We start from the raw sequence: 25,422 nt of genomic DNA, 5'->3' as shown, positions 1-25,422 counted from the left end.
CGGCGCAGGTCAGTGGGCTGGCGTGGTGCGCCCACGCAAGAAATCGACCAGGTCGCGATTGACATCGTCCTTGTGCGTTATCACCAGCGCATGCGGCGCACCGCTGTACTCCTTGTAGACCGAGCCGGCCACGGCGTTGGCGAGGCGCTGGCCGCTGGCTTCGGCCGGCACGATCTTGTCCGCGTCGCCATGGACGATGAGCGTCGGCAGCCGGAGGGCCGCGACATCCTGCCGGAAGTCCGTAGCGCTGAACGCGTCCACGCAATCGAGCGTGCCCTTTTTGGACGCTTGCATCGCGACCGTCAGGCTGGCGTCCAGCGTCGCCTGGCTGACCGGGTGGGAGAGCAGGCCCGCGCCGAAGAACTGCTTGGCGAAGGGCTCAAGGAAGGCCGGACGCTCCTCGATGAGCTTGTCTTTCATCTGCTTGAAGACATCGGCATCCACGCCATCCGGGTTGTCCGGCCCCTTGAGCAGATAGGGCGTCACGGCGGAAATGAACGCGACGCTATGCACGCGGTCGCCGCCGTGACGGGCGACGTAACGCGCCACCTCGCCACCACCCATGGAAAAGCCCACGAGCGTCACGTCGCGCAGGTCGAGTTCTTGCAGCAAAGTGTGGAGGTCGTCGGCGAAGGTGTCGTAGTCGTAGCCCGTCGCCGGGTGATCCGAACGACCGAACCCACGACGGTCGTAGGCGATGGCGCGGAAACCGGCATCGGCGACGGCCCCCAGCTGGTACTCCCACATCGCGCTCGACAAGGGCCATCCGTGGATGAAGACCACGGGGCGCCCCTGCCCGATTTCTTCGTAAAACAGCGAGGTGGGCTGGGCGGTGGCTTTGCTGGTAATGAACGGCATCATGGACTCCGGGCCTGGGTAGAAGGCAGTGACGCTCGCAGCCGGACCATCAATGCCAGGCGAACGGAGCGAAAAGGGGGCGTCGTCATAGACGCCCTCTTCGGGACCATTCCCCTGCGCACCCATGCGCCCCTGAGAGCTCCCGGGGGTGATCCCTTCCCCGCCCACGGCCTACCGCTAGCGTCCCGGCAGGCTCACCGCACGTCGCGAGGCACCGATGGCCGTCACGCCGCGACGCCGGCCTCGGCGTTCACCCCTGCCAGGATCACGCCCTGCAGGTCGGCCACCTGGTCGGTGAGTTGCCGGGTCGTATGCGCCAGGCGGCGGATTTCGTCGGCGATCACGCCGAAGCCCTTTCCGTCGTGGCCGAGCCGGGCCGCTTCGATCGTCGCGTTGAGCGAGACGATGTTGGTCTGGTGGGCGATAAGCTGGATGTCCGACACGAGCTCGCCGATGCGCCCCGCAGCCGCCACGGTGGCCTCGGCCTGACGCTCCCTGGCCTGTTCGGCGGCGACGCGATCGCGTTCCTTCTGCACGTCGGTCAGCACGCCGACGGCGCGCAGCGGCGTGCCATCCGCTTCGCGGCTGGTCTGCCCCCGTGCGCGGAACCAGCGATAGTCGCCATCCTTGCAACGCACCCGGTAGTGCACGTCGTAAGGTGTCTGCCCGGTCTTGTCGTTGAGGTGGTCGACGAACGCCTGCAGGGTCAGGTCCTTGTCTTCGGGATGCAGCCGCGACGCCCAACTATCGAGCACGTCCGGAAACTCCGCCGTCGAGCCGAAACCCAGCAACTGCCGGAACTGCGGCGACCACCAGAACGCGTTCTTGGGGTTGATCGGATCGCCCGCGACCACGCTCATGTCCCACAGGCCGTCGTTCAACAGTTCGCGGGCCAGATTGAAGCGGGTGATCATGAGTTCGAGTTCGGCGTCGCGCTCCATTTCGTCATGGATGTCGGTCAGCGACCCTGCCACGCGGATCGGCTCGCCGTTCGGGTGACGAATCGTCTGCCCCTGTGCGCGAAACCAGCGATAGGTCTCGTCGCGCAGGCGAAGGCGATACCGCACGTCGTACGGCGTCCGCCCGCTCGTGTCGGCCAGATGCGCCGAGAACGCGGACAGCGTCGGCTCGACGTCGTCCGGGTGCAGGCGGCTCGACCAGCTGCCCAGCACGTTCGGGAAATCGGCTTCGGACGCAAAGCCCAGCAGGCGGCGGAACTGATCCGACCACCAGAACGGCTGCGACGCGTCGACCTGACCACCGATGGCTTCCATGTCCCACAAGCCATCGTTGCTCACCCGGCGGACGAGGTCGAAACGCGCCTGGAGCGCTTCCAGGGCCGCATCGTCCGCGTGGGGCGGCGGATTGACCGTCTCACGGAGTTCGGCAGACGGGTCGGAAACGGTCGACGGGCCAACCGGGACGGCGGGTACGAACGAACGCGCCGTCCTGAACCAGCGAGAAAGAGCCTGCATGGGGAAGTGCCTGTATCGGGGATGGAGGGTGGCACGTTTTCGGCAAAAACCTCGAAAACTTTAGGCGACCCACGCCGCCGCCCCGTTCCCCATCGTGCCGCAGCGAATCGCCGCGCGTTACGCCTTCTTGAGGAAGCAGGTCTTCAACACGAGAACGCTTTTGCCATCCCGGACCTCGACATGTTCCTCGTCGTCGGTCAGGTGGATGCTCTTGAACGCACGCCCACGCTTCAACGTCAGGGACGATCCCTTGACCTTGAGATCCTTGATGACGGTGACGCCGTCGCCTTCCACGAGCTCGTTACCGTTGCTGTCACGCACAGCCATCTTGATGTTTCCCGGTTGAAAAAAGAGACGCTTGCCCGTCGCCGGCAGGCTCGGTGGCGGCGGTGTCAGGCGTCGCCGCCCGCAGGCGGCGCTGCCTCGTCGGCATGCCAGGGGCGCCCCGTCTCCCGTTCGATGTAGTCACGGATCATCTGCCGGACCACCTGCGATGGCGTGGTGTCACGCGCTTCGCAAAGACGTTCGAACACGGCCTTCTTGCGAGGGTCGATCAGGAGGGTCAGCCGCGATGTACGGGATTCCTGGGTCATGGCTGGCACACAAAGACACACATGGCATGATCATAACATGTGTATGTCACGCACATAACGAGGTCCGTCACCGCAAGGGGTGGGCGACCAGCGAGACGGCCAGCGACAGATCCCACGCTGGACGTCCGCGGCATGTGGCCAATGGACATCCAAGCATGCCGTTCGCAGCCGGCCCACGGCGTTGCGCTTCGCCATGGGCAAGGCCTTTGCCTGTCAGGTGCGTTTGCGTTGCTCGCTTGACGCAAGAACGCGCCTCGTCGAGCGTCAACGGGATCATGTCGTACCATCGGCAGCCCGGAGGCCCCGATGAACCCCACCGTTGCGATAGCCCCTCCCCCCGGCGCCCCCCTGTGGTGCCGCCCTGTCTATCTGGTGGCGACGGCCCTGGCGTTCGTCGCCTACGCCGCCGTGATCCGCGTGGCACTGGATGCCGACTTGCCAGCAACGCTGCTAGGCGCACTGGCTAACACGGTTCCCGTGATCTTGCTGGGGATAGCGATACGGCACGTGGTCGTCCACCGGCTCATCGGTCGCTCCATGCTCACGCAACTGGTCGTTCATCTCGGCATGGGGGCGATCTACGCGCTGCTGGCCTATGGGATGGTGCTGGTGCTGCTCGGCTTCTTCGTAGGCAAGAGCCCCGACGGTTATCTCATCCGGCCCTTCAACAAAGGTGGCCTGGCATGGCAGACGCTCGAGAACGTCACCACCTACGCGCTCATCGCCGCGCTCGCCCATCTGCAGGCCATGCGCGATACCCTGGCCTCGCTCGGGTCGGTCCCGCCCGCGGCCCCGCCAGGGCCATCGTCGGATGCCGATCCGGCACCCGAGGCCAGGCCGTCACGCCATTTCGTACGGATCGGCGACGAGTGGCGCCCGCTGGACTGGGACACCGTCGTCTGTATCGGTGGGGCAGATGACTACGCCGAGGTGCGAACGACCGATGGCACCCACCTGGTTCGCGTTACCCTGGCGGAGTTCGAACGCACGCTCGATCCAGCGCGTTACGTGAGGGTGCATCGGTCGTGGCTGGTGGACATCCAGCGAGTCACGCACATCGAACCGGCCGGCGGAGGCTGCCTGCTGCTTCACCTGCCTGCCGGGCCGGCGGTGAAAACGAGCCGGGAAGGTGCGAAGCGCGTTCGCGATCGCGTCCTTTGACCGACTCGCCGTGTTCGTTCGCCGCTCCGTCGGCGCTTTTGGCTGGATTTTCGCCACCCAGCCTGCCAGGGAGCCCAGCATCCCGCCCCGACGCCCCACGTTCCGGGGCAACGGGAGCACCGTATGAAACGATGGATCCGGATCGCCGCCATGGCGGCCGTGCTGCTGGTACCGATGGGCGTCCCCGCCCCGGCGACCACCTTGGCGACATCGGACGCGACTGTCGCGAAGGAACTCATTCCCCGCTATGAGCACCGTACCGATATCGGCGGACTGGAGACCCTGCTACGCCTGCAACTGGCCGCAAACCGTCTGGACGATGCGGAAGCCACCCTGGATCGATTGGCATCGACCGAACGCGACGAGGAACCGCGCCTCGTCCCCGCGCTCGTACCCTGGCGCGTCTACCTGCGTGCGAGGCGATACGAGGCGAAAGGAACCCCATCCAGCCAGGCGCTTCGCCGCGCGTTCGATGAAGGGTACGCGTCGTTGGACGACGCGCAGGCTGTCGCGGCGTACGCACGGTATCGCGCCGACCTCGATGCGCTGAAGCATGCCGCCGTCGCATCGGTGCCCACGTGCGGGACACCGGCGGGAACGGACTGTTCCGGCACCGCCGATGGGGTCGCCGCCTGGCAGGCCTACGCCACGTGGCGGTTCCTGCTGCCGGCCAGCCAACCCCTGTTACGGGCCGACGCCCGTCGGCGCTTCCTCATCGACGACCATGTCCTTATCCCGACGCATGACGGCACGCTCATCGCAGCGCTTGTCGTACGACCGCGGATCCAGCCTGCATCAAGGCGTGTGGCCTTGCTCAATTTCACGATCTACGCCAACGACGCATGGAGCATGGCGGACGCCATGAGCATGGCCGCGCACGGCTACGTGGGTGTCGTGGCGTACGCCAGAGGCAAGGGACGCGGCACGGGCCCGATCCGTCCTTACGAACACGACGGCGAGGATGCCGCCGCGGTGATCGATTGGCTGGCGAGCCAACCCTGGAGCGACGGACGTGTCGGCATGTTCAGCGGCAGCTATAACGGCTTCACCCAATGGGCCGCCGCCGGACACCATCCTGCCGCGCTCAAGGCCATCGCGACCAACGCGACGAACGCACCGGGTATCGACACGCCGATGCAGGGCAACGTCTTCCAGACCTTCATCTACGCGTGGCCGTTCTATACCACCGACACGCGAGGCCTGGACGAGGCGACGTACGACGATCGCGACCGGTGGAACCGGCTAAGGCGACGCTGGTACACCAGCGGCCGTCCCTATCGCGACCTCGACAGGATCGACGGCACGCCCAATCCGGTCTTCGACACGTGGCTCAGGCACCCTTCCTATGACGCGTACTGGCAGCGCATGATCCCCTTCGGCCGTGCCTTCGCCGATATCGACATCCCCGTCTTCACCCAGACGGGTTATTTCGACGGCGGCATGGTGGGCGCGTTGTACTACTTCGAACAACACCTCGCCTACCGCCCCTCGGCCGATCACCGCCTGCTCATCGGGCCGTACCACCACACGGCCATGCAAACTGGCGTATTCGCCGCCGTACGCGGCACCCGGGTCGACCCGGTGGCGATGCTGGACCTCGCCGCGATCCGGCTGGCGTGGTTCGATCACGTGTTTCACGGTGACCCACTGCCCGACGCGCTGAGTGATCGCGTGAATTTCGAAGTGATGGGGACCAACCGCTGGCGGCACGTGCATGATCTTGCAGCGATGAGCCAGCGGCGGTGGAAGCTGTACCTCACCGGGGACACGCAAGGCACGGGGCTGGATCTGGCAAGGGTACCGCGGCAGGCGCCACCAGACCTGGTCGTCGACTTCCGCGATCGCAGCGACGTGGACTATCAACCGCCTGGCAGCGCGCCGGATCTGCGCCATGCGCGGGTTTTCGAGACGGCGCCCCTGGAGCGCTCCATCGAAGTCACCGGCCTGTTCACCGCATCCCTCGACGTCATCATAAATAAGCGGGACGTCGATCTGGCGATCGACCTCTATGAAGTCACCGGTGACGGGCGCTGGAAGGACATCGCGTCGTATCTTGGCCGGGCCAGCTATGCCACGGACAGGACGTCGCGACACCTGCTCGACGCGGACACACCGACGCGACTCAAGATAACGAGCCAGACCGTCGCCGGACGCCGGTTGGCGAAGGGAAGCCGGCTGGTGGCCGTGATCAGCGTTCCCAAAGGCCCGGACCGACAGATCAACTACGGAACCGGACGGGACGTCAGCGATGAATCCGTGAGCGACGCTGGCGCCCCGCTGCGCCTGAGGTTTCTGGCCTCGAGCTATCTGGACGTCGGCGTGAACCCGTCCGAGGACGATTAAGGTTCGGGTAAGCCCGCGTGTCTTCGTTCATCCATCAAGGGCTACCGGCAGAACCCGAATCCGAAAGGGGCCGATGGAGGAAAGAACCTCCCTGCGGGTTACCTGGCGCCCCCCTTTCTAACTCTGAGAAAGGACGTACGAAGGCCCCAGGCAGACCGGTAGCGAGCCAGGGATGGCTGGGCTTGTTTCCAGCCCGAGGTACGATACCGGCGATGAAGAATATCCTTTTCGACATGGACGGCGTGCTGGTCGATTACCGACCCGACATCCGCGTCCATCACATCGCCACGGCGCTTCAACGCAGCCCGGCGGAAGTCCATGCCGCGATCTATGCCTCAGGCCTGGAAGCGGACGCGGACGCCGGGCACCTCGGCCCCGACGACTACCTCGAAGCCCTTGGCAAGAGGATGGGGCGGCGCATACCCGTCGACGTATGGGCAGAGGCGCGCCGAATCGCAACGCGCGTACGTCCTGGCCTCATCGGGCACATTGCGTCACTGGCCTCGCGGGGCACGGGCATCGCCATCCTTACCAACAACGGACGCCTTCTCTCCGCGCATTGGGAACATATCGCGCCAGCGCTCTTCCCGCTCTTTCGCGGGCGCGCCCATGTGGCGGCCGACTTCGGTGTGACCAAGCCGGACACCCGTGTATACGTCGCCGTCCTCGAAAAACTGGGTTGGCGTGCACATGACACGTTGTTTATCGACGACGTGCAGGCGAATGTCGACGGCGCAGCGGCTGTCGGCATGGCATCGGCCCGCTGCGATAGCGAAGCCAGCGTCGTCGATGCCATGGCTGCCTTCCTCGACGACTCCAGGGTGGCCGGTGGCATTTAGGCGCTGCGTTTTCCGGTGACGATCGGGTTCATTCCACGCTATCCATGCGGTGGTCAACGGGCGAAGGCAAAACCCAGCGCACCTCACGCCGATGCTGCCGCGCTGTTCCCGAAGATCGCCGGCGGCGACGGAAACGCGAGGGGCCGGCGGAGATTTCCATTTCACCTGAACGGGCGGCCGTGGTTCAATGGACCAAGGCATCGGGACATCCATGTGAACGCCGAACGGGACATCCACACGCTCATCGAGGAAGGCAAGGGGTTGCGCGACGCCCTTCGCTCCGACGACCTCACGGAAGCTCGTTTTCGGGCGCACCAGATCGCTCGTATGGCCCTGCCCCTCAACCTCCCCGATGTCCGAAATGCGGCCGTCGCCGTGATTGTCTCATTGGGAGCGGAAGGCGATCGCGTCGTGACGGGCTACATCGAGGCCGTCGTGGCTCTTTCCGACGCGATCTATCTCCATCGTCAGTCGAAGCCGCCGCTGGTTGCGGACGCGCCGCGCTGCTGATGTGTCTGTTCCCTATCACATTCGCTGTGCGTTCCAGCGCGCCGCGTGTGGCCGAGTGCAGCAGCACGTTCGTGCAGCCACTACGTCTGTAACCCCTGCCGCACCTGGACGATAGGTGGGACATGCGTCTCCAGGGTTCTGACGTCGTATATTCGCTGTGGCAGATCGCATGGGCACGTCGGGCAAGCCTTGGAAAAGCTCTTTGCGGTTCATTCGAAAACAGGTTGAACCGCGCACGCCGCCCATGGATGCGACGGTCGGATGCCGGTAATGGCACTTCGGATGACGATGTCGCTTCAATCATGGTGGGGTAAGACGGAGACGGCGGCCGATGCGGCATGTAGACGCAGCGAAAACCCAGCGCCATGGGAAGACGGCCCTGGCGGCAGCCACCCTCCTGGGCGTCTCGCTGCTGGACTACCTACAGCATCCGAATCTCGAGGGAGCGCTGGCAGGAGGAGCCTTCTTGCTTTTGGCCTGGCGCGTCGCGTTCGTCGGGGCACCGCGCCTCAACGTCACGTTGGGTCAGATCTACCGACAAAACCGAGAACGCAAATTCAACGGGACTCTGGCGGGGAAGATCGCCGATCTGGTTGCCGGCGCACTGATAGTGGTCAGCTTTTTCGTCTGAGTGCGGCTTCGGGAGAAGCGCGCGCTCCCCAAGCTCCGTGGGCGACGCGCAGCCTGTACGGCACGGTTGACCTGGCCCCCAGCCTCACCACACGCGCCTTGAACGGGCTGTTGGCAGTCGCCAAGATCGCTGCTATGATTCGCGGCTCGTGGGGCGGTAGCTCAGCTGGGAGAGCGTCGCGTTCGCAATGCGAAGGTCGGGAGTTCGATCCTCCTCCGCTCCACCATTCATTCCAGAACGAACGCCCGGGGTCCAACGACCTCGGGCGTTTTCGTATACGTGCCCGCGGCGACCGTGGTCGGCTCCGCGTTCATTCCAGGCGTTGCCTGAGCCCCAGTGCGTTCGGCACGGCCTCGCCGCGGGCCGTGTTGTCGAAGATGCACCACACGTCCCTGCCCACGTGCCGTGCCTCGCGCATTTGTAGCGCCATGGCATCCAGAAAGGAGTCGTCGTAGGCGGAGTGATAGATATGGGGCGATCCGTGCAGGCGAAGGTAAAGCAACCCGCGGTCCGCCGACGACACCACCTCAGGGACGGGGGAAGGATCCGCCCAGACGCGGGCGACGCCCGCGTCGACAAGCAACCTCGAGCCCGCGTCCGTAAACCACGATGGGTGACGCGGTTCGCAGGCCAGCGGAGCGTCGGTGTAGCGGCGCACAAGGGAGAAGAACGCACCGGCGGCCAGCTCGTCGAGCGCGAGGCTCGGGGGCAACTGGACCAGCAGGCACCCGAGCTTGCCTTCCAAACCCTCGACCTCGTGCATGAAGGCGTCCACCTCCGGCTCCGCGCTTCGCAGGCGCCTGTCGTGCGTGATCGTCCGCGGCAGCTTGACGCTGAAGCGGAACGGTCCGGGCACGCTGTCCGCCCAGCGCCGATAGGTTTTGTGCTGGTGCGACCGGTAGAACGACGAGTTGATTTCGACGCACGAGAACACCTGGGCATAACGCTCGAGATGGCTGCCCTCGCCGGGAAATCGCGCCGCCACCGACGACGACAACGCCCAACCGGCGCACCCGATGCGTACGTGTGCTCGACCCGTCATGCGGCGTCTCCGAGGGGCGTAAGGGGTCTGCCGGGCATGAAAAAGCCGCCCCCGCTGATGGACGGGGGCGGCTGTCCGACGAATGGGGTGGATGCCGCCGGGTGAGAGCGATCATCCCGTCCGGAACGTGCAGTCATCGTGACGACGATCGGCCGTGCTTAAAGCGATCGGTCCCGGCATGACGTTGACCGACCAGAACGACGCTCAGGCGAGCATCTCGCCTGAGCGCCAGGATCAGAAATTCCAGCGGAACCCGAGGTTGACCGAATCACTCTTCGTGTGTTCCGCGCGGTCGGCGTTGTAATACACGAAGGTGCTGGCGGCCGGGGTGATGTCGAAGCTCATGCCCACGCCGGCCTGCCAGTGGTTGCGCATCGGTCGGGCGCCGACCATGGCATTGGCCATGGTCGGCATGCTGGCGAAGGCGTTGTACACCGTCACCGGGTCGTCCTTGGTGTTGTGCAGGTAACGCACCAGCACGATCGGGTGCAACTGCGGACCACCCACGCCCAGGTCGATGTCGCCGACCAGGCGCGCGCCTACGCCGTACTGCATGCTGCGGGCCACGCTGCGGCCAACGCGCAGATCCGCGTCGCTCGCGCCCTGCTCGGTGAAGGCGTCGTACTTCACCTTGGTGTAATACGCGCCCACGAACGGTTCCAGATGTACGCTCTTGCCGATCGGGAACCTATAGCCGCCTTCCACCGCGGCGTTTTCGGTCTTGCCATCGTATCGGCCGGTGGCCTGCGGTTGCCAGGCGCCCACCGCGATGCGGCGCGTGCTGTCGACGTTCTGCCAGCCATACGAGGCCAGGCCCTGGAACCACCATGAGTGCCCGTCGAAGTACTGCGCGTGCACACCCACCGCGTACTGGTCGGCATCGGTGCGGTCGTTGCGGCTACCGACCTCGTTGCGCGAATTGGCCACGTTGGCATGCACGCCGATGCGCCAGTCCGTGCCCACCGGGGCGTCCGCGCCCACAACGAGGCCGTGGATGCGGTAGTCGGTGCGGGCCACTTCCATGCTGCGGGAGAGATCGCTGCTCGAGGTATACGGCTCGGCCCACGCCGCCGGGCCCTGCTCTCCCGTGTCGCGCTGCAGCTTCAGGCGGTAGAACACCGAATTCTGGTACTGGGCCTGCCCACCCAGTTCGGCGCCCGCCGCGGAGGCGTAGGTTTCGCCGGTCAGCGAATCGAAGGCGCTTCGCACCTGTTCGGTCGTCAGGCCACGCACCTGGCCGAGCAGGATCGGCATCGCGTCGCCGACCGAGGCCGCGATGAGCTGCAGGCCATTCGCCGTACGACGCTGGTTGCCGTTCAGGCCGGGGAACTGGCCGAACGGCATGCCCCCCGTGCCCAGGCCACTACCGGCCTGCGACAACGTGAGGATCAACGCATCGCCCTGCTGGCTCACGCTCGTGTCGAGGAACGGCAGGCGCGGTTGTGCCACGTTCGTGTAGTTGCCCGTGAAGCCGCCCGTCGCGGTGAGGATCGGATAGTTCGTCACCTGTGCATAGCTGCCCGGCGACGCCAGCACCACCGCGGTGCCACCCAGCACCGCGGGGCCCGTGACCTTGATGGCATCGTGCGCGCCGTTCGCGTCCGTGCGCACCTGCGTGACGGACCCGTTGGAAAGGTTCAATCCGCCCGTCGTCATCGTCGACCCGGGCACCCCGGTGCCACCGGCCGCTCCCGTCGCACCATCCACGCCGCTCGGCGCCACCGTGCCGCCGTCGCCGACGTTCACCGGGCCACCGACGGTGCCGCCGCCGCTCACGCTGCCGCCGGGATGGACCGTCACCGACCCACCGAGCGTGCCCTTCACCACGAGGTTGCCCCCGATGGTCGTGCCGCCGGCGAAGGTCACGGCGGTACCTGCGTCGACCGACAGCGTGCCCGCGTCGACATTCAGCTGACCGATGCCGTTGAACGAACCGGGCAGGCTCGCCTCGCCGTTGCCGGTCACGTTGATCGACGTACCCGGCGCGGTGCCGTTGACCGTGCCCGTCACGGATGGCAAGTCGCCGTAGCTCACGTCCAGGCGGCTGTTGCTACCCAGGTTCAGCGTGCCGGCGATCGGCCCGGTGACCGTCAACGCACTGCCGCTGCCGTCGAACGCTGCCGTGGCCCCGGCGCCCACCGACACGCCACCCGTGTAGGGGGTCGTCGCGGTAAGCCGGCCCGCGTTAACCGCCAGGCGGGTGCGGAAGTTGGCGAGGTTGCCCCGAAGCACGAGGCTGCCGGTGCCTTGCTTGACGAGCGCGCCCGGCCCGGAGAGCGCACCGTCGAGCGTCACGTCCTGCGTACCGTCGACCGTCGCGCCGCTGGCGCCGACGACGACATCGTTGGCAAGGTTCACCGCCGTGCCAGACGCCAGCGTGGCGCCGTCGAGAGCCAGCGTACCGGTGCCCAGCGCGGTGTCGCTGCCGACGACGACAGCGCCGGCACTGACCGTGGTGCCGCCGCCGAACGTACTTGCTCCGTTGAGGGTGAGCGTGCCGTTGCCGGTCTTGGTCAGTCCACCCGCACCGGCGATCGCGCCATTGAGCGTGAGATCGTTGCTACCGGGCAGCGCCAGGGTCGAATTGAGCGTGACATCGTTGCCCAGCGCCAGCGGCGCGGTGGTATCCAGCGTGCCGGCACCGTTGACGGTGAGCAGGCCCGTGCCCAGGGCCGCCGCGTCGGCGAGCTTGAGGCCGCCGGCGTTCAGGGTGACGCCTCCGGAGAACGTGTTGGCGCCCGCCAGCGTCTGCACGCCAATGCCGTTCTTGACGAGGCCACCGGTACCCGCGACCACGCCGTCGAAGATCGCATCGGTGGCACCGCCAAGCGTCAGCGTGCTTGCACCCAGGTTGACCTGGCTACCGCTCACGCCCGCCAGCGAAGCGATCGACTGGTCGCCGCCCGCACCGATGTCGAGTGTCGCGCCCGACCCGGCGAGGTTCACCGCGCCGGCCGGCGACAGGCTGCCACCGGCACCGATCGCAAGCGTCCCGCCGTTCACCGTGGTGCCGCCGGTATAGGTGCCGGCCCCGGCCAGGGTCAGGGTCGCGCCACCGTTCTTGATCAGGCCGCCCGTGCCGGTGATCGCGCCACCGAGAGTGAGGTCCTGCCCGCCGAGCACGGTCAGCCCGGCGTTGAGGGCCACCGCGTTGGCCAACGTCACGGCGGTGCTGGCGTCGAGGGTCACCGGGCCGCCCACCGTCAGGATGCCCGTGCCTAGCGCAGCATCGTTACCTGCCACGAGGCCGCCCGCGTTCAGGACCACACCACCGGTGAACGTATTGGCGCCGCCGAGCGTCTGCACGCCCGCGCCTAGCTTCACCAGCCCTCCGGTGCCGTCGATGGCACCGTCGAACGCGCCGTTGCCGACACCGCCCAGCGTGAGCGTATTCGCGCCGAGGGTGACATGGCTGCCCGCCACGCCGTTGAGCGTGCCGATGGTCTGGTTGCCGCCCGGCGCGATATCGAAACCGGTGCCGCTCGCCGTCAGGCTGACGGCGCCGTCCGGCGCGAGGCTACCGCCAGCGCCGAGCGCCAGGACGCCCGCGTTGATCGTGGTGCCGCCCGTGAAAGTATTGGCACCGGTCAGCGTCTCGGTACCCGTTCCGACCTTGATCAGCCCGCCGCTGCCGCCGATCGCTCCGCTGAAGGTGCCGTCGGTCGGCCCACCGACGGTAAGCGCGTTCGCACCGAGGTTGACCGCGCCGTTGCCGACGAGGGTGCCGAAGACCTGCGTGCCATTGCCGGCGGAGAGATCGAAGACCGCACCGGTGCCTACGTCGACGATGCCCGTGGCGGCGAGGCTCGCGCCCGCGCCGAGCGCGAGTGTGCCGCCGTTAATCGTCGTGCCTCCGGTGTAGGTGTTGCTGCCGTTGAGCGTGAGGGTGGCCGCGCCGTCTTTGGTCAGTCCGCCGACGCCGGAAAGATCGCCGTTGAGCGTCATGGCGTTGCTGCCGAGCACGGTCAGGCCTGCGTTGAGCACCATGTCGTTGACCAGCGTCACCGGCCCGCTCGCATCGAGCGTGGCGTTACCGCCGACCGTGACGTTACCGGTGCCCAGCGCCGCGTCGTTGCCGACGAGCAGGCCACCGGCGTTGAGCGTCACGCCACCGCTGAAGCTGCTGGCACCGTCGAGCGCCTGTACGCCGGCGCCGTTCTTCACCAGTGCGCCGTTGCCGGTGAGGCTGCCGCTGAACGTGCTGTCGCTCGTGCCACCGAGCGTCAGCGTGTTGCCGCCCAGGGCCACCGTGCTGCCGGTCACGCCCGCGAGCGAGCCGATCGCCTGCGCGCCACCGCCCGAGATGTCCAGCGTGCCGGTACCGCTGAGATTCACCGCACCGGTGGACGACAGACTGCCGCCACTGCCGATGGCGAGCGTGCCCGCGTTGATCGTGGTGCCGCCGCCGTAGGTGTTGGCACCACCGAGGGTTACCGTCGCGGTACCGTTCTTGGTGATGCCGCCCGCGCCAACGACAGGACCGTTGAGCGTCAGTGCCTGGCTACCCAGCAGGTCGAGGTTGACGCCGGCATCCAGATCGATCGTGTTGGCGACGCTGAGCGCGGTGGTGGTGTCGAGCGTGGCGTTGCCGTTGACAGTGAGCTGGCCCGTGCCGAGCGCCGTCGTGTTGCCGAGCACGAGGCCGCCGGCGTTCAGTCCGACACCGCCGCTGAAGGTGTTGGCGCCGCCGAGGGTTTGCACGGCCGCACCATTCTTGATGAGGCCACCGGAGCCGGCGATGACGCCGTCGAACACGCCATTGGCGACGCCACCGAGTGCCAGCGTGTTACCGCCGAGCGTGACCGTGCTGTTGAGCACGCCGTTGAGCACGCCGATGGCCTGATCGCCGCCGCCAGCGATATCGAAGCCGGTTCCCGGCGCGGCGAGCGTCACTGCCCCGGTCGACGCCAGCCGACCGCCGCTGCCGATCGCGAGCGTGCCCGCGTTGATCAGCGTGCCGCCGGTGAACGTGTTGCTGCCCGTCAGCGTGGCGGTGCCGGTGCCCTGCTTGATGAGGCCGCCGCTGCCGGCGATCGAGCCGCTGAAGACGCCGTTGGTGGCGTCTCCGATGGTGATCGCGTTAGCGCCGAGGTTCACGGTGCCGTTGCCGACCAGTGTGCCGAGGGTTTGCGTGCCGTTGCCGGCGGAAAGATCGAGGATGGCGTTCGAGGCGAGATTGACGACCCCGGTCGATGCCAGGCTGGCGCCCGCGCCGAGCGCCAGCGTGCCATCGGCGATGGTGGTGCCGCCGGTGTACGTGTTGACGCCATTGAGGGTAAGCGTGGCGCCGCCCTGCTTGGTGAGGCTGCCGGTGCCGGAGAGAGCCCCGTTGAGAGTCATCGCGTTGCTGCCCAGTACGGTCAACCCCGCATTGAGCACGATCTGGTTGGCGAGCGTGACGGCCGTGTTCGCATCCAGGCTGGCGGCGCCGCCCACGGTCAGCGCGCCGATGCCCAGCGCGGCGTCGTTGCCGAGGATGAGGCCACCGGCGTTCAGGCCGGTGCCGCCACTGAAGGCGCTTGCACCGCCGAGCGTCTGCACACCGGTGCCGACCTTCACCAGACCGCCATTCCCGGTGATGCTGCCGTCGAACGTCTGGTCGGTCGCGTCGCCGAAGGTAAGCGACGTGCCACCGAGCGTGAGCGACGAACCGCTCACGCCGGAAAGGGCCCCGACGGTCTGGTTGCCCGCCCCAGCGATATCCAGCGTGGCACCCGCGCCGGCGAGCGTCACGTTACCGGTGCTGGCGAGGCGGCCACCGGTGGCAAGGGCCAGCGTCCCCGCATTGACGGTCGTGCCGCCGGTGTAGGTGTTCACGCCCGCAAGCGTCAGCGTCGTCGCGCCGTCCTTCACCAGCCCACCCGTGCCGGACACCACGCCACCCAGGGTGACCGCCTGGCTGCCCAGCACGTCGAGACGTGAGCCAGCGCCAAGGCTCACGTTGTTGGCGAGGTTGACCGCCACGCTGGCATCGAGCGCGGCGCTGCCGCCCACGACGAGCACGCCGGTGCCCAAGGCGCCGGCGCTACCGACCACCAGGCGGCCGGCGTTGAGGTTCACGCCGCCGCTGAAGGTGTTCGCGCCGGTCAGCGTCAACACCGAAGCGCCGCTCTTGGTAAGGCTGCCGGTACCGGCGATGGTGCCGCCCAGGGTGAGGTCCTGGCCGCCGGGAAGCGTCAGCGCGCCGCCGCTGCCGAGGTTCACTGCGTTGGTGAGGTTCACGGGCGCGCTGCCATCGAGCGTCACCGCACCGCCCACGTTGAGCGCACCGGTACCGAGCGCACCCGCGTTGCCGAGGACCAGTGCACCGGCGTTGGCGGTGAGGCCGCCGGAGAACGTGTTTGCACCGTTGAGCGCAAGTACGCCGGTGCCGTTCTTGATCAGGCTACCTGTGCCCGTCACCGCACCGCCGAGGGTGACGTCGTTCGACCCGACGAGATTGAGTTGGCCACCGACGTTCACCGCGTTGGTGAGGTTGAGTGCCACCGGCGAGTCGAGGGCGACGCTGCCGCCAACGGTCAGGGCACCCGTGCCGAGCGCGCCGGATCCGCCGAGTACGAGGCTGCCGGCATTGGCCGTGACGCCGCCACCGAAGGTGTTCGCGCCGTTGAGAGTGAGCACGCCCGTACCCGTCTTGATCAGGCTGCCATCGCCTGAGATCGTGCCGCCGAGGGTGAGCGCCTGCGCACCCGGAAGGCTCAACGACGTGCCGGCACCGAGGTTCACCGCATTGCCGAGGGCGATCGGCGCGCTGGCCTCCAGGCTCACGGCGCCACCGACCGTGATGGCGCCGGTGCCGGCGGAGGCGGCGCTGCCAAGCAGTAGGCCACCGCCGTTGAGGGCGAGGCCGCCGCTGAACGTGTTGTTGCCGCTGAACGTCTGCACGCCCGTGCCGACCTTCACCAGGCCGCCCGTGCCGATGATCGTGCCCGCGTAAGCCGCGTTGGTGTTGAGGCCGCCGAACGTCAGCGCATGGGCGCCGAGGTTGACCGTGCCGCCCGTGCCCGCGAGCGAGCCAATGGTCTGATTGGCGGCCGCGGAAAGATCGAGCGTGGTGCCCGCCTGGAGGTTGACCGCGGTCGTCGGCGACAGCGTACCTCCCGCACCGAGCGCGATGCCGCCGCCGGTGACGGCGAGATTGCCGGTCAGGAGGTTCGCGCCCCCCAGGGTGAGCGTACCGCTGCCGCTCTTGGTCACGTTGCCGCCACCGGACAGCGTGCCGTTGAGCGTCATCGCGTTGCTGCCCGGAAGCGTCAACGTCGAGCCGGTGTTGACCACGAGGTTGTTCGCGATCGCAAGGCCCGCGGCAGCCGTATCCAGCGAGGCATTGCCGCCGACGGTGAGCGTGCCGGTGCCCAGGCTTCCCGCTGTGTCGAGCAACAGGCCGCCGGCATTGAGGTTCACGCCCCCGCTGAAGAGGTTGGACGCACCCAGGCGTACGACGCCCGAGTTGCTGACGGTCAGGCCGCCCTGCCCGGAGAGCACGCCGTTGAGCGTGAAACCGGTCGTGCCACCGAGCGTCAGGCGGCTACCGGCGTTGAGCGAGACGTTGTTCGCCAGCGCGAGGTTCGCCGCCGACGCCGCGATGCTGCCGCCGTTGACGGTCAGCGTGCCGGTACCGAAGGCACCGGCGTTGTTGAACGTGGCCAGGCCATCGTTGATCGTGGTGTCCAGTCCCGCGACCGCGCCCTGCAGGTTCCAGGTGCCGCTGTTTACCGTCAGCCGCTGGAAGCGCACGTACTGGTTCGCATCGATCGTGGTGGCCGTGCCACCGGTGCCAGAGCCCGATCCCGCGACCGTGTTCTGCAGGATGAGCCGGTTGCCGCTGCCCGCGCCGCCATCCACGATACCGGCGGCGGCCACCGTGACATTGACCGCGTTGCCGTTGCTGTCCGTCCCGTAGACGCCGACCGTCGCCGAGCCGTTGCTGGTCACGGTCGACCCGGACACGGCCGTAAAGGTGTTGCCGGTGGCGGTATCGCCCAGGTACACGCTGCCGTTGATCGTACCCGCGTTGACGAACATGTTCGGCGCGTTCGCGGTAAGCGAACCGCCCAGTCCGATGCGACCGGTGATGGTGCCGGTATTGGTGACGTTGGTCTGCGCCCCGCCGTAGGTGACGATGGCGGGCGCGTCCGCGAGCGCACCCAGGCCCAGCAGACTCATGCCGATGGTGCCGGCATTGTTGACGGTGGTCGTGTTGCCCGCCGCGGGGCCGGTGCCCTGCGCGTTGTAGATCACGACGGCCTGGCCGCCCAGCCCCAACAAGCCGCCCAGTCCAATCACGCCCCGGACGACGCCACCGGCCTGGTTGTTCAGGGTGATGTTCTGCGCCGTGCGCGATGCGCTGTTACCCAGCGTGACGCCGGATGACACGAGGCTGAGCGTACCGCCGAGGCTGGGATCGATCGTGCCCTGGTTGTTCAGCGCGATGCCCCCCGTGCCGCCCAGCGTCACCGCCGATCCGCCGAGCACGGGCAATACCCCGATCGACGTCCCGCTGTTGACGTTCATGAGCGTCGCGGTGTTGCTCACGTAGTTCGTGATCAGCAAGCCCGGATCACAGGTGACCGTGGTGCCGCTCTGAACGCAATCGGCGAGGGCGGCGCCGCTGTAGGTACTCATGGCCACGACCGAGGCCAGGGCCATACCGACACCACGGCTAAGCGAGGTGTGACGAAGTGAATCGAGGCGAGGCTTGCTCATGACGCTCCCGTGCTGCGCATGGGCTTGCACACGAGACGTTTTTCAAGGCCGAACGCCGTCGGCCCCGGGTCACGTCGGGCAAGCGTAAGAAAAAGCGGGTTGGTTGACGGGAGCCTATGCGACAGGCGGCTGGACCGAATGCGTAAATCTGGCAATCACCGACGATGCGCGTCGAGTTGCCGGATTTCGACGATATTGCGGCAAGAAAAGCGCTTTAAGGCCACGCAGCGCGAATCCGGCACATGAATCGTGACAGCGGCCGGATCGCGCTATAAGTGGCCTCAACGGCCGTGAGACACCCGGGGGCACTCACGGACACGTCACGTTCCTGTCCGCATACCCGGCAGCTATCGCGAAAGAGGTGGCACCGCAGGCATGGTTCTTGCGAGAATTTTCCGGCGCCTATCGCCGATGACCCGGAAGAAGCGTACCGAAGGAATAATTCTCGCCCCGTCCGGCCACGTGCCAGGGACGGGCCATCGATTCATAGGCGGGATGGCATTGATCCACACCACACCGACGCGCGCCGCGCGCGCACCCCGGGCCCGGCTTTGCCTGGCGCTGGCCCTTGCCCTGCAAGGCCATCTCGCCCTTGCGACCGAGGGGCCCGCCGACCGCGACGCTCTCATGGCACAGGTGCGCGCCGAACGGCAGCAGGGACACCGGGTCGACGCGCTGGCCACGTGCCAGGCGATTCTCGACCGCTGGCCGGACGACCGCGAGGCCCAGGCCATGAACGTCGCCCTGCTGACCGAACTCGGCGCGACCACACGCGCACGCGAATTGGCGGCCGGGCTCCAGCCGCCTCAGAGCGCTGCGGATCGCTTTCGCCTCGAGGCCGACGCGGTGGGGCACGCCATCCGCTGGGCCAACGGCGAACCCGCCGATGCCCGCAAGCCATATGAGGAAGCGGACCGGGCCGTGGCCGATGCCGAGGCCCTCGTGAACGACGCGAGTCTTCCCGCCGACCTGCGGCGGCGCGAACGCCTCGACCTGCTCGTGGCGCTCGACCAGGCCGGTCGTTCCGCCGAGGCGGTGAAGCGCTACGACGCGACGAAGAAAGCCGACGCGCCCTTCCCGCCCTACGTGGAGCGCGCCATGGCCGATGCGATGCTCGGCCAGCGTCGCCCCGACGAAGCGGTGGCGCTCTACGAAGACGCCATCGCCAAGGACCCCGGTCCGTACGACCCCTCCGAACCCGAGCCGCGGATCGGCCTGATGTACGCCTACCTCGAATCGGGGCAGACGACGAAGGCCATGCAGACCATCGACGCCCTCGCTGCGAAAGAACCGCCCTGGATCCGCTTGCGTGGCGTTCGCCTGCCCCTGGATAACCCGCGCAAGGTCGACGCGGACGTGGCCGCGGCAACCCTGCGCGAATACGTCGACATGCCCGCCGATGCCTACGCCCGGCTGGTGGCGATGAGCCGTGAAGCGCCCGCTAACGCGCAGTTGCGCAGCGAACTGGGCATGGTCGAACTGGCGCGCGGTTGGCCCCGTCGCGCCGAACAGGACATCGCGATCGCCGGCACGCTCGACGAGCGCAACACCGGCGTCTATGTGGGCCTGACGGAAGCCGCTCGCGCGCTCCATGATTACGGCGAGGTGGACGACGACCTCGCCACCGCACGCGCCATGGGCGATCGCAACGGGCGGGTCGCGCGTTCGCAGCAATCGTGGGACCGGGAACGCGGATGGCAGTTCGACCTCAGCGCCGAGCGCGGCAAAGGCTCCAGCCCCGATTTCGGCGATCGCGACGGCGACACCCAGGCGAGCGTCGCCAGTCCGTTGATCGACGATCACTGGCGCGTGCTGGCCCTGGCACGTTATTCCATGGCCGACCTACCCGAGGGCGAGGTGCGGCGCAGCCGCGTCGGCCTGGGCGTGCGTGGCTATGCGCGCGGCATCGAAGCCTATGTGCAGGTGCTGCCGTCGGCTGACCGCTATGTCGGCAAGACCGCCATCGAAGCCGGCGCCAACTGGTCGATGAACGACTATTGGACGCTCAGCGCGGACTTCAGCACCGCCGGCGACGAGGCGCCGCTGCGTGGCCAGTACTACGGCATATCGGCGAAGACGCTCGACACGGCGGTGAGCTGGCGTCCCAGCGAGCTCTTCCAGGCGAAGCTGGGCCTGTCGCGGGATAACTTCAGCGACGGCAACAAGCGCACCGGCTGGCTGGCCAGCGTGTTGCAGCGGTTGCACACCGCGCCCAACCTCACCCTCGATGGCGGCATCGAGGTCGGCGGTTCGATGAACACGCTGACCGAACGCCCCTATTTCAATCCACGGCGCGACCTGAGCTACGCGCTCACCGGCCGCCTGCAGAACGTGCTGGGCCAGTTCTACGAACGGACCTGGACCCAGCGCATCGACGTCGCCGTGGGCCAGTACGACGAGCAGGGCTTCGCCACCGACTGGATGGCGACGGTCCGCTACGGCCAGGTCTTTACCCCCCATGCCGGGTTTCGCCTAGGCTGGGGCATCGGCTGGCACAACCAACCCTACGACGGCCGCCGCGAGCATCGCGTCGTCCTCGACCTGACCCTGCACTGGGGAGAATGACCCGTCATGCGCGCGTTGCTGTTTCTGCTGGTCCTGACCGGTCTGTCCTTTCCCGCCCTTGCCCAGCCTGAGGCACGTCCACAGGCGCCGCTTATCGTGCTGGCCTACCACGACGTGCGCGACGATGTCGCCGCGCGTGCCGACCACGATCCGGACGCCACCAGCACCGACCATCTCATCGCCCACTTCGACTGGCTCAAGGCCAACGGCTATCACATGGTGAGCCTGGAGCAAGTCGTGCAGGCCGGCCATGGCGGCGCACCGTTGCCGCCGAACGCGGTGCTGCTCACCTTCGACGATGGCCTGAAGAGCTTCTACACCCGCGTGTATCCGCTGCTGCGCGCTTATCACTACCCCGCGCTCGCCGCGCTGGTCGGCTCGTGGATCGACCTGCCGGACGGCAAGCGCATGCCCTACAACGGCTCGGACTGCGATCGCTCGTGCTTCCTCACCTGGGACCAGGTCGCCGAAATGCAAACCTCGGGCCTGGTGGAATTCGCCTCGCACTCCTGGGCGCTGCATGAAGGCATCCAGGGCAACCCGCAGGGCAACCTGCAGCCGGCCGCCGCTTATCTGAAGTACGACGCGAGCACCCGGCGCTACGAGACCGAAGCCGAGTACAGCGACCGCCTGCGTGCCGATCTCGACCACAGCGCAAGCGAAATCGCCGAGCACACCGGCGTGCGACCGCGCGCGATGGTCTGGCCCTACGGCGCCTATACCCAGGTCGGCCAGAACGTGGCCGCCAGCGTCGGGATGAACGTTTCCTTCAGTCTCGGCGATCGCTTGCCGAAGATCGGCGCGGGCGGCACCATCCCGCGCCTGCTGGTCAGCGGCAACGTGACGGCCAACCGATTGGGCTGGCTGATGCGTCACCTCGATCGCCTCGATCCCGTGCGCGCGGTGCAGGTCGACCTCGACTACGTGTACGACCCGGACCCCGCGCAGCAGGATCGCAACCTGTCCAGGCTGCTGGATCGGATCAAGCGCATGCATCCCAGCCACGTGTGGCTTCAGGCGTATGCGGATCCGGACGGCGACGGCGTGGCCGACGCGGTGTATTTCCCGAACCGTCACCTGCCCATGCGTGCCGACCTTTACTCACGCGTGGAATGGCAGTTGCGCACCCGCGCCGGCGTGCGCGTCTACGCATGGATGCCGGTGATGGCGTTCCGCTTTCCCGACGGCAAGGATCTCCCCTCCCTCGGCGGCGAACCCAGGCCCGGCGGCGACCACTTCCGCCTGGCGCCCTATGACGCGAAGGTGCGACAGATGATCGGCGACGTCTACGAAGACCTTGCCATGCATGCGGACGCGGCCGGCATCCTGTTTTCCGACGACGCGTACCTGCGCGACACCGATCGGCTCGGCCCGTGGGCGCACGACACGCCCGCGCAGAAGACGCAGGCCCTGATCGCCTTCACCCAGGAGCTGATGACCCGGGTACACCGCTGGCGCCCGCAGGCCCGCAGCGCACGCAACCTTTACGCCCTGCCGGTGTTGCAGCCGAAGGCCGAGGCGTGGACGGCGCAGAACCTCGCCGCGTTCAACGACGCCTACGACTTCACCGCGTTGATGGCGATGCCCCAGCTCGACAAGCAGCCCGATACGCTCGGCTGGTATCGCACGCTGGCGAAGGCCGTCGCCGCGGTCCCCGACGCGATGGACCACACGGTGTTCGAGTTCGCATCGCAGGACTGGCGCACGCACGCGCCGATTCCCGCCGAGACCATGGGCGAGCGCATGCGCACGGTGCAGGCACTGGGCGCACCCAACATCGCCTACTACCCCGACGACTTCATCAAGGACCACCCCGCGCTGGAAAGCATCCGACCGTATATCTCGGCCGCCGACTATCCCTACCCGGCGCCCGCGCGATGAACGGTGGCGTACTGCATTTCCTGCTGGAGTTCGCGTTTTTCTATCCGATGGTGATGTCGCTGATCTGGATGTGCGGCGGCGTGCTGTATTTCATCCGTTGGGAGCGCGACGAACCCTTGCGCGTGACGCCGCCTGAACTGCCCGACTACCCGATGGTGTCGCTGGTGGTGCCCTGCCACAACGAGGGCGAACAGGTACGCGAGACCATCGCCCACCTTGCCGCACAGAAATACCCACACTTCGAAATCATCGCGATCAACGACGGCTCCACCGACGACACCGGCACCCAGCTCGATCAACTGCTGGAGCAGTATCCCGCGTTGCGGGTCATCCACATGGCGAGCAACCAGGGCAAGGCCATGGGATTGCGCGCCGCCGCCCTCGCGTCTCGCGCCGACTTCCTGGTATGCGTCGACGGCGACGCCTTGCTCGACGACTACGCTACCCACTGGTTGGTCTCGCACATGCTGGAGAGCCCTCGCGTCGCGGCAGTCACCGGCAACCCGCGCATCCGTAACCGCTCCACCCTTCTGGGCAAGCTCCAGGTCGGTGAGTTTTCGTCGATCATCGGCCTGATCAAGCGCGCCCAGCGGATCTACGGGCGCATCTTCACCGTGTCGGGCGTGATCGCCTGTTTCCGCAAGAGCGCGCTGCATGACGTGGGCTACTGGAACACCGACATGGTCACCGAAGACATCGACGTGAGCTGGCGCCTGCAGATGCGTCATTGGGAAATCCGCTACGAACCGAACGCGCTGTGCTGGATCCTCATGCCCGAAACGTTGCGCGGCTTATGGAAACAGCGACTGCGCTGGGCGCAAGGCGGTTCGGAAGTGTTGCTGCGCTATGGCCGCAAGCTGCTGAAATGGCGCCAGCGGCGCATGTGGCCGGTGGCGATCGAATACGTCGCCAGCCTCGTCTGGTCGTACACCATGGCCATCATCATCACGTTGTGGGTGGTGGGGCGGTTCGTGCCGCTACCGCCCTCGCTTTACATCAACACGCTCTTGCCCCAGTGGCACGGCGTGGTGCTGGGCGCCATCTGCCTGCTGCAGTTTCTCATCAGCCTGCTTGTCGACCGGCGCTACGAGACGCGCATCGGGCGTAACTACTACTGGATGATCTGGTACCCGCTGGTGTATTGGCTGCTCAACACGGCCACGGCCATCGTCGCGATGCCCAAGGCGCTGATGAAGCGCAAGGGTACCCGCGCGGTGTGGGTCAGCCCGGACCGGGGGCTTCGATGAAAGCGGAAAGCATCGTCATCCAGCGGCCGGAGCGTCAGTCCGCCGCGCAGAAGCTGATGTTCGCCATCGTGACGGTGGCCGCCTGGGTGTTCTGGGTGTTTCTCTGGCTGCCACTGGTCACCCTGGGCGCCTGGGCCTTCGGGCTGCACGACGCCTGGTTGCAGCTGCACGTGCTCGATCGCGAGGAAGACAGCGGCAACCTGCGCATCGTGCTCGGCTGCGCCATGGCATCCGCCGCCGTGTTCACCGCCTGGTCGATGTACAACTACAAGCGCTTCGCCGGTCGGCAGAAGCGCCGGGGTAACGCACCTGTCGACGTGGTGGAAACCGCGCGTTCGATCGGCGCCACCACAGACGACGCCCTCCGCATGCAATCGCACCGCCGGGTGGTGGTACGGGTGGCGGACGACGGCTTCATGAGCCTCGACGACGCGCGCTGACGGTCGGCGCGTTCAGTCAGAATCGCCCGATCAACGAATGCTCCCACGACTCGGGGCGGGCAAAGCGGTAATGGACCGCCATCCACTCCGCGCCGTCCGCGTAGCCGAAACGTTCGGCGAGCATCATCCAGACCATGCGCCAGCGTCGGTACCACAAGCCCGCGGCATCGCCATGCAGGTCGCGGAGCACCGCCATCACGGCGTCGCGGGCGGCATCCTGGTTGGCAAGCCAATGGTTGGCGGTGCGCTGGTAGTGCGTGCCGTCGATGAGCCAGCGACGCTCGACATGCAGGTCGTCCTGAAACCACAGAGGGGCGTCGACCGAAGGCACCGCGCCCCCGGTGAAGCCATGGCGCCTTGCCCAACCGCCGTGGGCGGGCACGACTGGCGCGTACGACAGGGTGCGATGGGCAACGAAGTGCGCGAAGCACTTGCCGCCAGGCCGGAGCCATCGGGCGATGCGGGCCAGCAGCACCCGGTAGCTGCTCACCCGGTCGAGCAACTCCACCGTCACCACACGATCGAAGCTCCCGGGGATCGCGTCGAATCCCGCGACGCCCCCATGGACCACCTGCACGTTGCGACGCCCTTCACGCTCGCAGCACCCCCGGATGTAATCGTACTGGGCCATGCAATCGGTCACGGCGGTGATACGTGCGTGGGGAAAGCGGCGGGCCATCCACAACGTGAGAGCCCCCCATCCGCAACCCAACTCGAGGATCGCCTGGTGGTCGTCCAGTTCCGCACGCGCGCCGCATAGTTCGAGCATCGCATCCTCCGCCTGGGCGAGCGTCTCCTGCCCGGAGGGGTAATAGCATCCGGCGGATGCCAGTCGCGGACCGAGACAGTGGCGGAAAAACCGTGGCGGCACGTCGCGCAGCGGCCCCAGCAGCGGCGACGCGCGCACGGTGAGTTCGGCCTGTCCGAATGCGTCGATCTCCCGTTGGCGTGCCCCATCCGTCGCGGCCGTTTCGCCGGATCGTTCGGTCGAGAGACGTTTTGCACAAAATCGGCGAACCATGAAGCGAAAGGCGGCGTCGGGAAGCAGGCCCCGCTCCACGAGGCCACAAAGCCCACGCGCGGGACGTTCGGGACCGGACGGGCCGGCGGAGGGGACGGATGACATGACGC

Annotated in this window: 15 protein-coding genes, 1 tRNA gene and 1 pseudogene; 10 read left to right on the top strand and 7 right to left on the bottom strand. The window is 67.2% G+C overall.

The window, feature by feature from the left end:
• Positions 1-9: 9 nt before the first annotated feature.
• The 4 genes and pseudogenes from PI246_RS14105 to PI246_RS14090 all read right to left on the bottom strand — a co-directional run bounded on the left by PI246_RS14105 (position 10) and on the right by PI246_RS14090 (position 2,926).
• The gene (locus tag PI246_RS14105; RefSeq protein WP_320551944.1) at positions 10-858 is read right to left on the bottom strand and encodes an alpha/beta fold hydrolase; all 849 of its coding nucleotides are present in this window, start codon (positions 856-858) and stop codon (positions 10-12) included.
• A 224-nt stretch (positions 859-1,082) separates the two neighbouring features.
• The gene (locus tag PI246_RS14100; protein ID WP_320551943.1) at positions 1,083-2,333 is read right to left on the bottom strand and encodes a methyl-accepting chemotaxis protein; all 1,251 of its coding nucleotides are present in this window, start codon (positions 2,331-2,333) and stop codon (positions 1,083-1,085) included.
• A 117-nt stretch (positions 2,334-2,450) separates the two neighbouring features.
• Positions 2,451-2,654, bottom strand: a pseudogene (locus PI246_RS14095) (alkylphosphonate utilization protein); the annotation flags it as partial.
• Positions 2,655-2,725: 71 nt separating this feature from the next.
• Entirely contained in the window at positions 2,726-2,926 is a 201-nt protein-coding gene (locus tag PI246_RS14090; protein ID WP_320551942.1) for a CopG family transcriptional regulator, read from the bottom strand.
• A gap of 306 nt (positions 2,927-3,232) precedes the next feature.
• On the opposite strand from PI246_RS14090, the gene PI246_RS14085 reads away from it, so the two are divergent.
• From PI246_RS14085 to PI246_RS14060, 6 genes are all read left to right on the top strand, one after another.
• Positions 3,233-4,087 (top strand): LytR/AlgR family response regulator transcription factor, encoded by an 855-nt coding sequence (locus PI246_RS14085; RefSeq protein WP_320551941.1) that lies wholly within the window; start codon positions 3,233-3,235, stop codon positions 4,085-4,087.
• A gap of 123 nt (positions 4,088-4,210) precedes the next feature.
• A complete protein-coding gene (locus PI246_RS14080; RefSeq protein WP_320551940.1) occupies positions 4,211-6,430 on the top strand; it encodes a CocE/NonD family hydrolase in 2,220 nt (739 codons plus the stop codon).
• A 212-nt stretch (positions 6,431-6,642) separates the two neighbouring features.
• A complete protein-coding gene (locus PI246_RS14075) occupies positions 6,643-7,269 on the top strand; it encodes an HAD family hydrolase (RefSeq protein ID WP_320551939.1) in 627 nt (208 codons plus the stop codon).
• A 213-nt stretch (positions 7,270-7,482) separates the two neighbouring features.
• Positions 7,483-7,779: a hypothetical protein gene (locus PI246_RS14070; protein WP_320551938.1), complete on the top strand. Its 297-nt coding sequence runs from the start codon at positions 7,483-7,485 to the stop codon at positions 7,777-7,779.
• 331 nt (positions 7,780-8,110) lie between these two features.
• Entirely contained in the window at positions 8,111-8,410 is a 300-nt protein-coding gene (locus PI246_RS14065) for a hypothetical protein (RefSeq protein WP_320551937.1), read from the top strand.
• 150 nt (positions 8,411-8,560) lie between these two features.
• Positions 8,561-8,636, top strand: a tRNA-Ala gene (locus tag PI246_RS14060).
• A gap of 84 nt (positions 8,637-8,720) precedes the next feature.
• Here the strand turns inward: PI246_RS14060 and PI246_RS14055 are convergent.
• Together PI246_RS14055 and PI246_RS14050 are read right to left on the bottom strand one after the other, a co-directional pair.
• Positions 8,721-9,452 (bottom strand): DUF72 domain-containing protein, encoded by a 732-nt coding sequence (locus PI246_RS14055; protein ID WP_320551936.1) that lies wholly within the window; start codon positions 9,450-9,452, stop codon positions 8,721-8,723.
• Positions 9,453-9,686: 234 nt separating this feature from the next.
• Positions 9,687-18,158 carry an autotransporter-associated beta strand repeat-containing protein gene (locus PI246_RS14050; protein WP_320551935.1) on the bottom strand — a complete coding sequence of 2,824 codons (8,472 nt, stop codon included), beginning with the start codon at positions 18,156-18,158 and terminating at the stop codon, positions 9,687-9,689.
• 495 nt (positions 18,159-18,653) lie between these two features.
• On the opposite strand from PI246_RS14050, the gene pgaA reads away from it, so the two are divergent.
• The 4 genes from pgaA to pgaD are packed head-to-tail and all read left to right on the top strand — an operon-like array spanning position 18,654 to position 24,291.
• Entirely contained in the window at positions 18,654-20,723 is a 2,070-nt protein-coding gene (gene pgaA, locus PI246_RS14045) for a poly-beta-1,6 N-acetyl-D-glucosamine export porin PgaA (protein ID WP_320551934.1), read from the top strand.
• A gap of 6 nt (positions 20,724-20,729) precedes the next feature.
• The gene (gene pgaB / locus PI246_RS14040; RefSeq protein ID WP_320551933.1) at positions 20,730-22,604 is read left to right on the top strand and encodes a poly-beta-1,6-N-acetyl-D-glucosamine N-deacetylase PgaB; all 1,875 of its coding nucleotides are present in this window, start codon (positions 20,730-20,732) and stop codon (positions 22,602-22,604) included.
• Positions 22,601-23,851, top strand: a complete 1,251-nt coding sequence (pgaC, locus tag PI246_RS14035; RefSeq protein ID WP_320551932.1) for a poly-beta-1,6-N-acetyl-D-glucosamine synthase — start codon at positions 22,601-22,603, stop codon at positions 23,849-23,851. Before pgaB ends, pgaC begins: the two co-directional genes overlap by 4 nt.
• Positions 23,848-24,291 (top strand): poly-beta-1,6-N-acetyl-D-glucosamine biosynthesis protein PgaD, encoded by a 444-nt coding sequence (gene pgaD / locus PI246_RS14030; protein WP_320551931.1) that lies wholly within the window; start codon positions 23,848-23,850, stop codon positions 24,289-24,291. The genes pgaC and pgaD overlap by 4 nt, the downstream gene beginning before the upstream one ends.
• A 16-nt stretch (positions 24,292-24,307) precedes the next feature.
• Here pgaD and PI246_RS14025 read toward each other — a convergent pair whose 3' ends face one another.
• The gene (locus tag PI246_RS14025; protein ID WP_320551930.1) at positions 24,308-25,417 is read right to left on the bottom strand and encodes an SAM-dependent methyltransferase; all 1,110 of its coding nucleotides are present in this window, start codon (positions 25,415-25,417) and stop codon (positions 24,308-24,310) included.
• Between the last annotated feature and the right edge of the window lie 5 nt (positions 25,418-25,422).

The organism is Luteibacter sahnii (assembly GCF_034063545.1).
In the GTDB taxonomy this organism is placed as follows: domain Bacteria; phylum Pseudomonadota; class Gammaproteobacteria; order Xanthomonadales; family Rhodanobacteraceae; genus Luteibacter; species Luteibacter sahnii.
Note: the sequence above shows the minus strand (reverse complement) of the source record. Positions and strands in the feature narration are given on the sequence as shown.

What these genes read in the sequence shown, in the direction of transcription:
- PI246_RS14065 (WP_320551937.1), top strand. Translation starts at nt 8,111, where the DNA reads ATGCGGCATGTAGACGCAGCGAAAACCCAGCGCCATGGGAAGACGGCC.
- PI246_RS14055 (WP_320551936.1), bottom strand. Translation starts at nt 9,452, where the DNA reads ATGACGGGTCGAGCACACGTACGCATCGGGTGCGCCGGTTGGGCGTTG.
- PI246_RS14050 (WP_320551935.1), bottom strand. Translation starts at nt 18,158, where the DNA reads ATGAGCAAGCCTCGCCTCGATTCACTTCGTCACACCTCGCTTAGCCGT.
- PI246_RS14100 (WP_320551943.1), bottom strand. Translation starts at nt 2,333, where the DNA reads ATGCAGGCTCTTTCTCGCTGGTTCAGGACGGCGCGTTCGTTCGTACCC.
- PI246_RS14080 (WP_320551940.1), top strand. Translation starts at nt 4,211, where the DNA reads ATGAAACGATGGATCCGGATCGCCGCCATGGCGGCCGTGCTGCTGGTA.
- pgaA (WP_320551934.1), top strand. Translation starts at nt 18,654, where the DNA reads ATGGCATTGATCCACACCACACCGACGCGCGCCGCGCGCGCACCCCGG.
- PI246_RS14090 (WP_320551942.1), bottom strand. Translation starts at nt 2,926, where the DNA reads ATGACCCAGGAATCCCGTACATCGCGGCTGACCCTCCTGATCGACCCT.
- pgaD (WP_320551931.1), top strand. Translation starts at nt 23,848, where the DNA reads ATGAAAGCGGAAAGCATCGTCATCCAGCGGCCGGAGCGTCAGTCCGCC.
- pgaB (WP_320551933.1), top strand. Translation starts at nt 20,730, where the DNA reads ATGCGCGCGTTGCTGTTTCTGCTGGTCCTGACCGGTCTGTCCTTTCCC.
- PI246_RS14085 (WP_320551941.1), top strand. Translation starts at nt 3,233, where the DNA reads ATGAACCCCACCGTTGCGATAGCCCCTCCCCCCGGCGCCCCCCTGTGG.
- PI246_RS14075 (WP_320551939.1), top strand. Translation starts at nt 6,643, where the DNA reads ATGAAGAATATCCTTTTCGACATGGACGGCGTGCTGGTCGATTACCGA.
- PI246_RS14025 (WP_320551930.1), bottom strand. Translation starts at nt 25,417, where the DNA reads ATGTCATCCGTCCCCTCCGCCGGCCCGTCCGGTCCCGAACGTCCCGCG.
- PI246_RS14105 (WP_320551944.1), bottom strand. Translation starts at nt 858, where the DNA reads ATGCCGTTCATTACCAGCAAAGCCACCGCCCAGCCCACCTCGCTGTTT.
- pgaC (WP_320551932.1), top strand. Translation starts at nt 22,601, where the DNA reads ATGAACGGTGGCGTACTGCATTTCCTGCTGGAGTTCGCGTTTTTCTAT.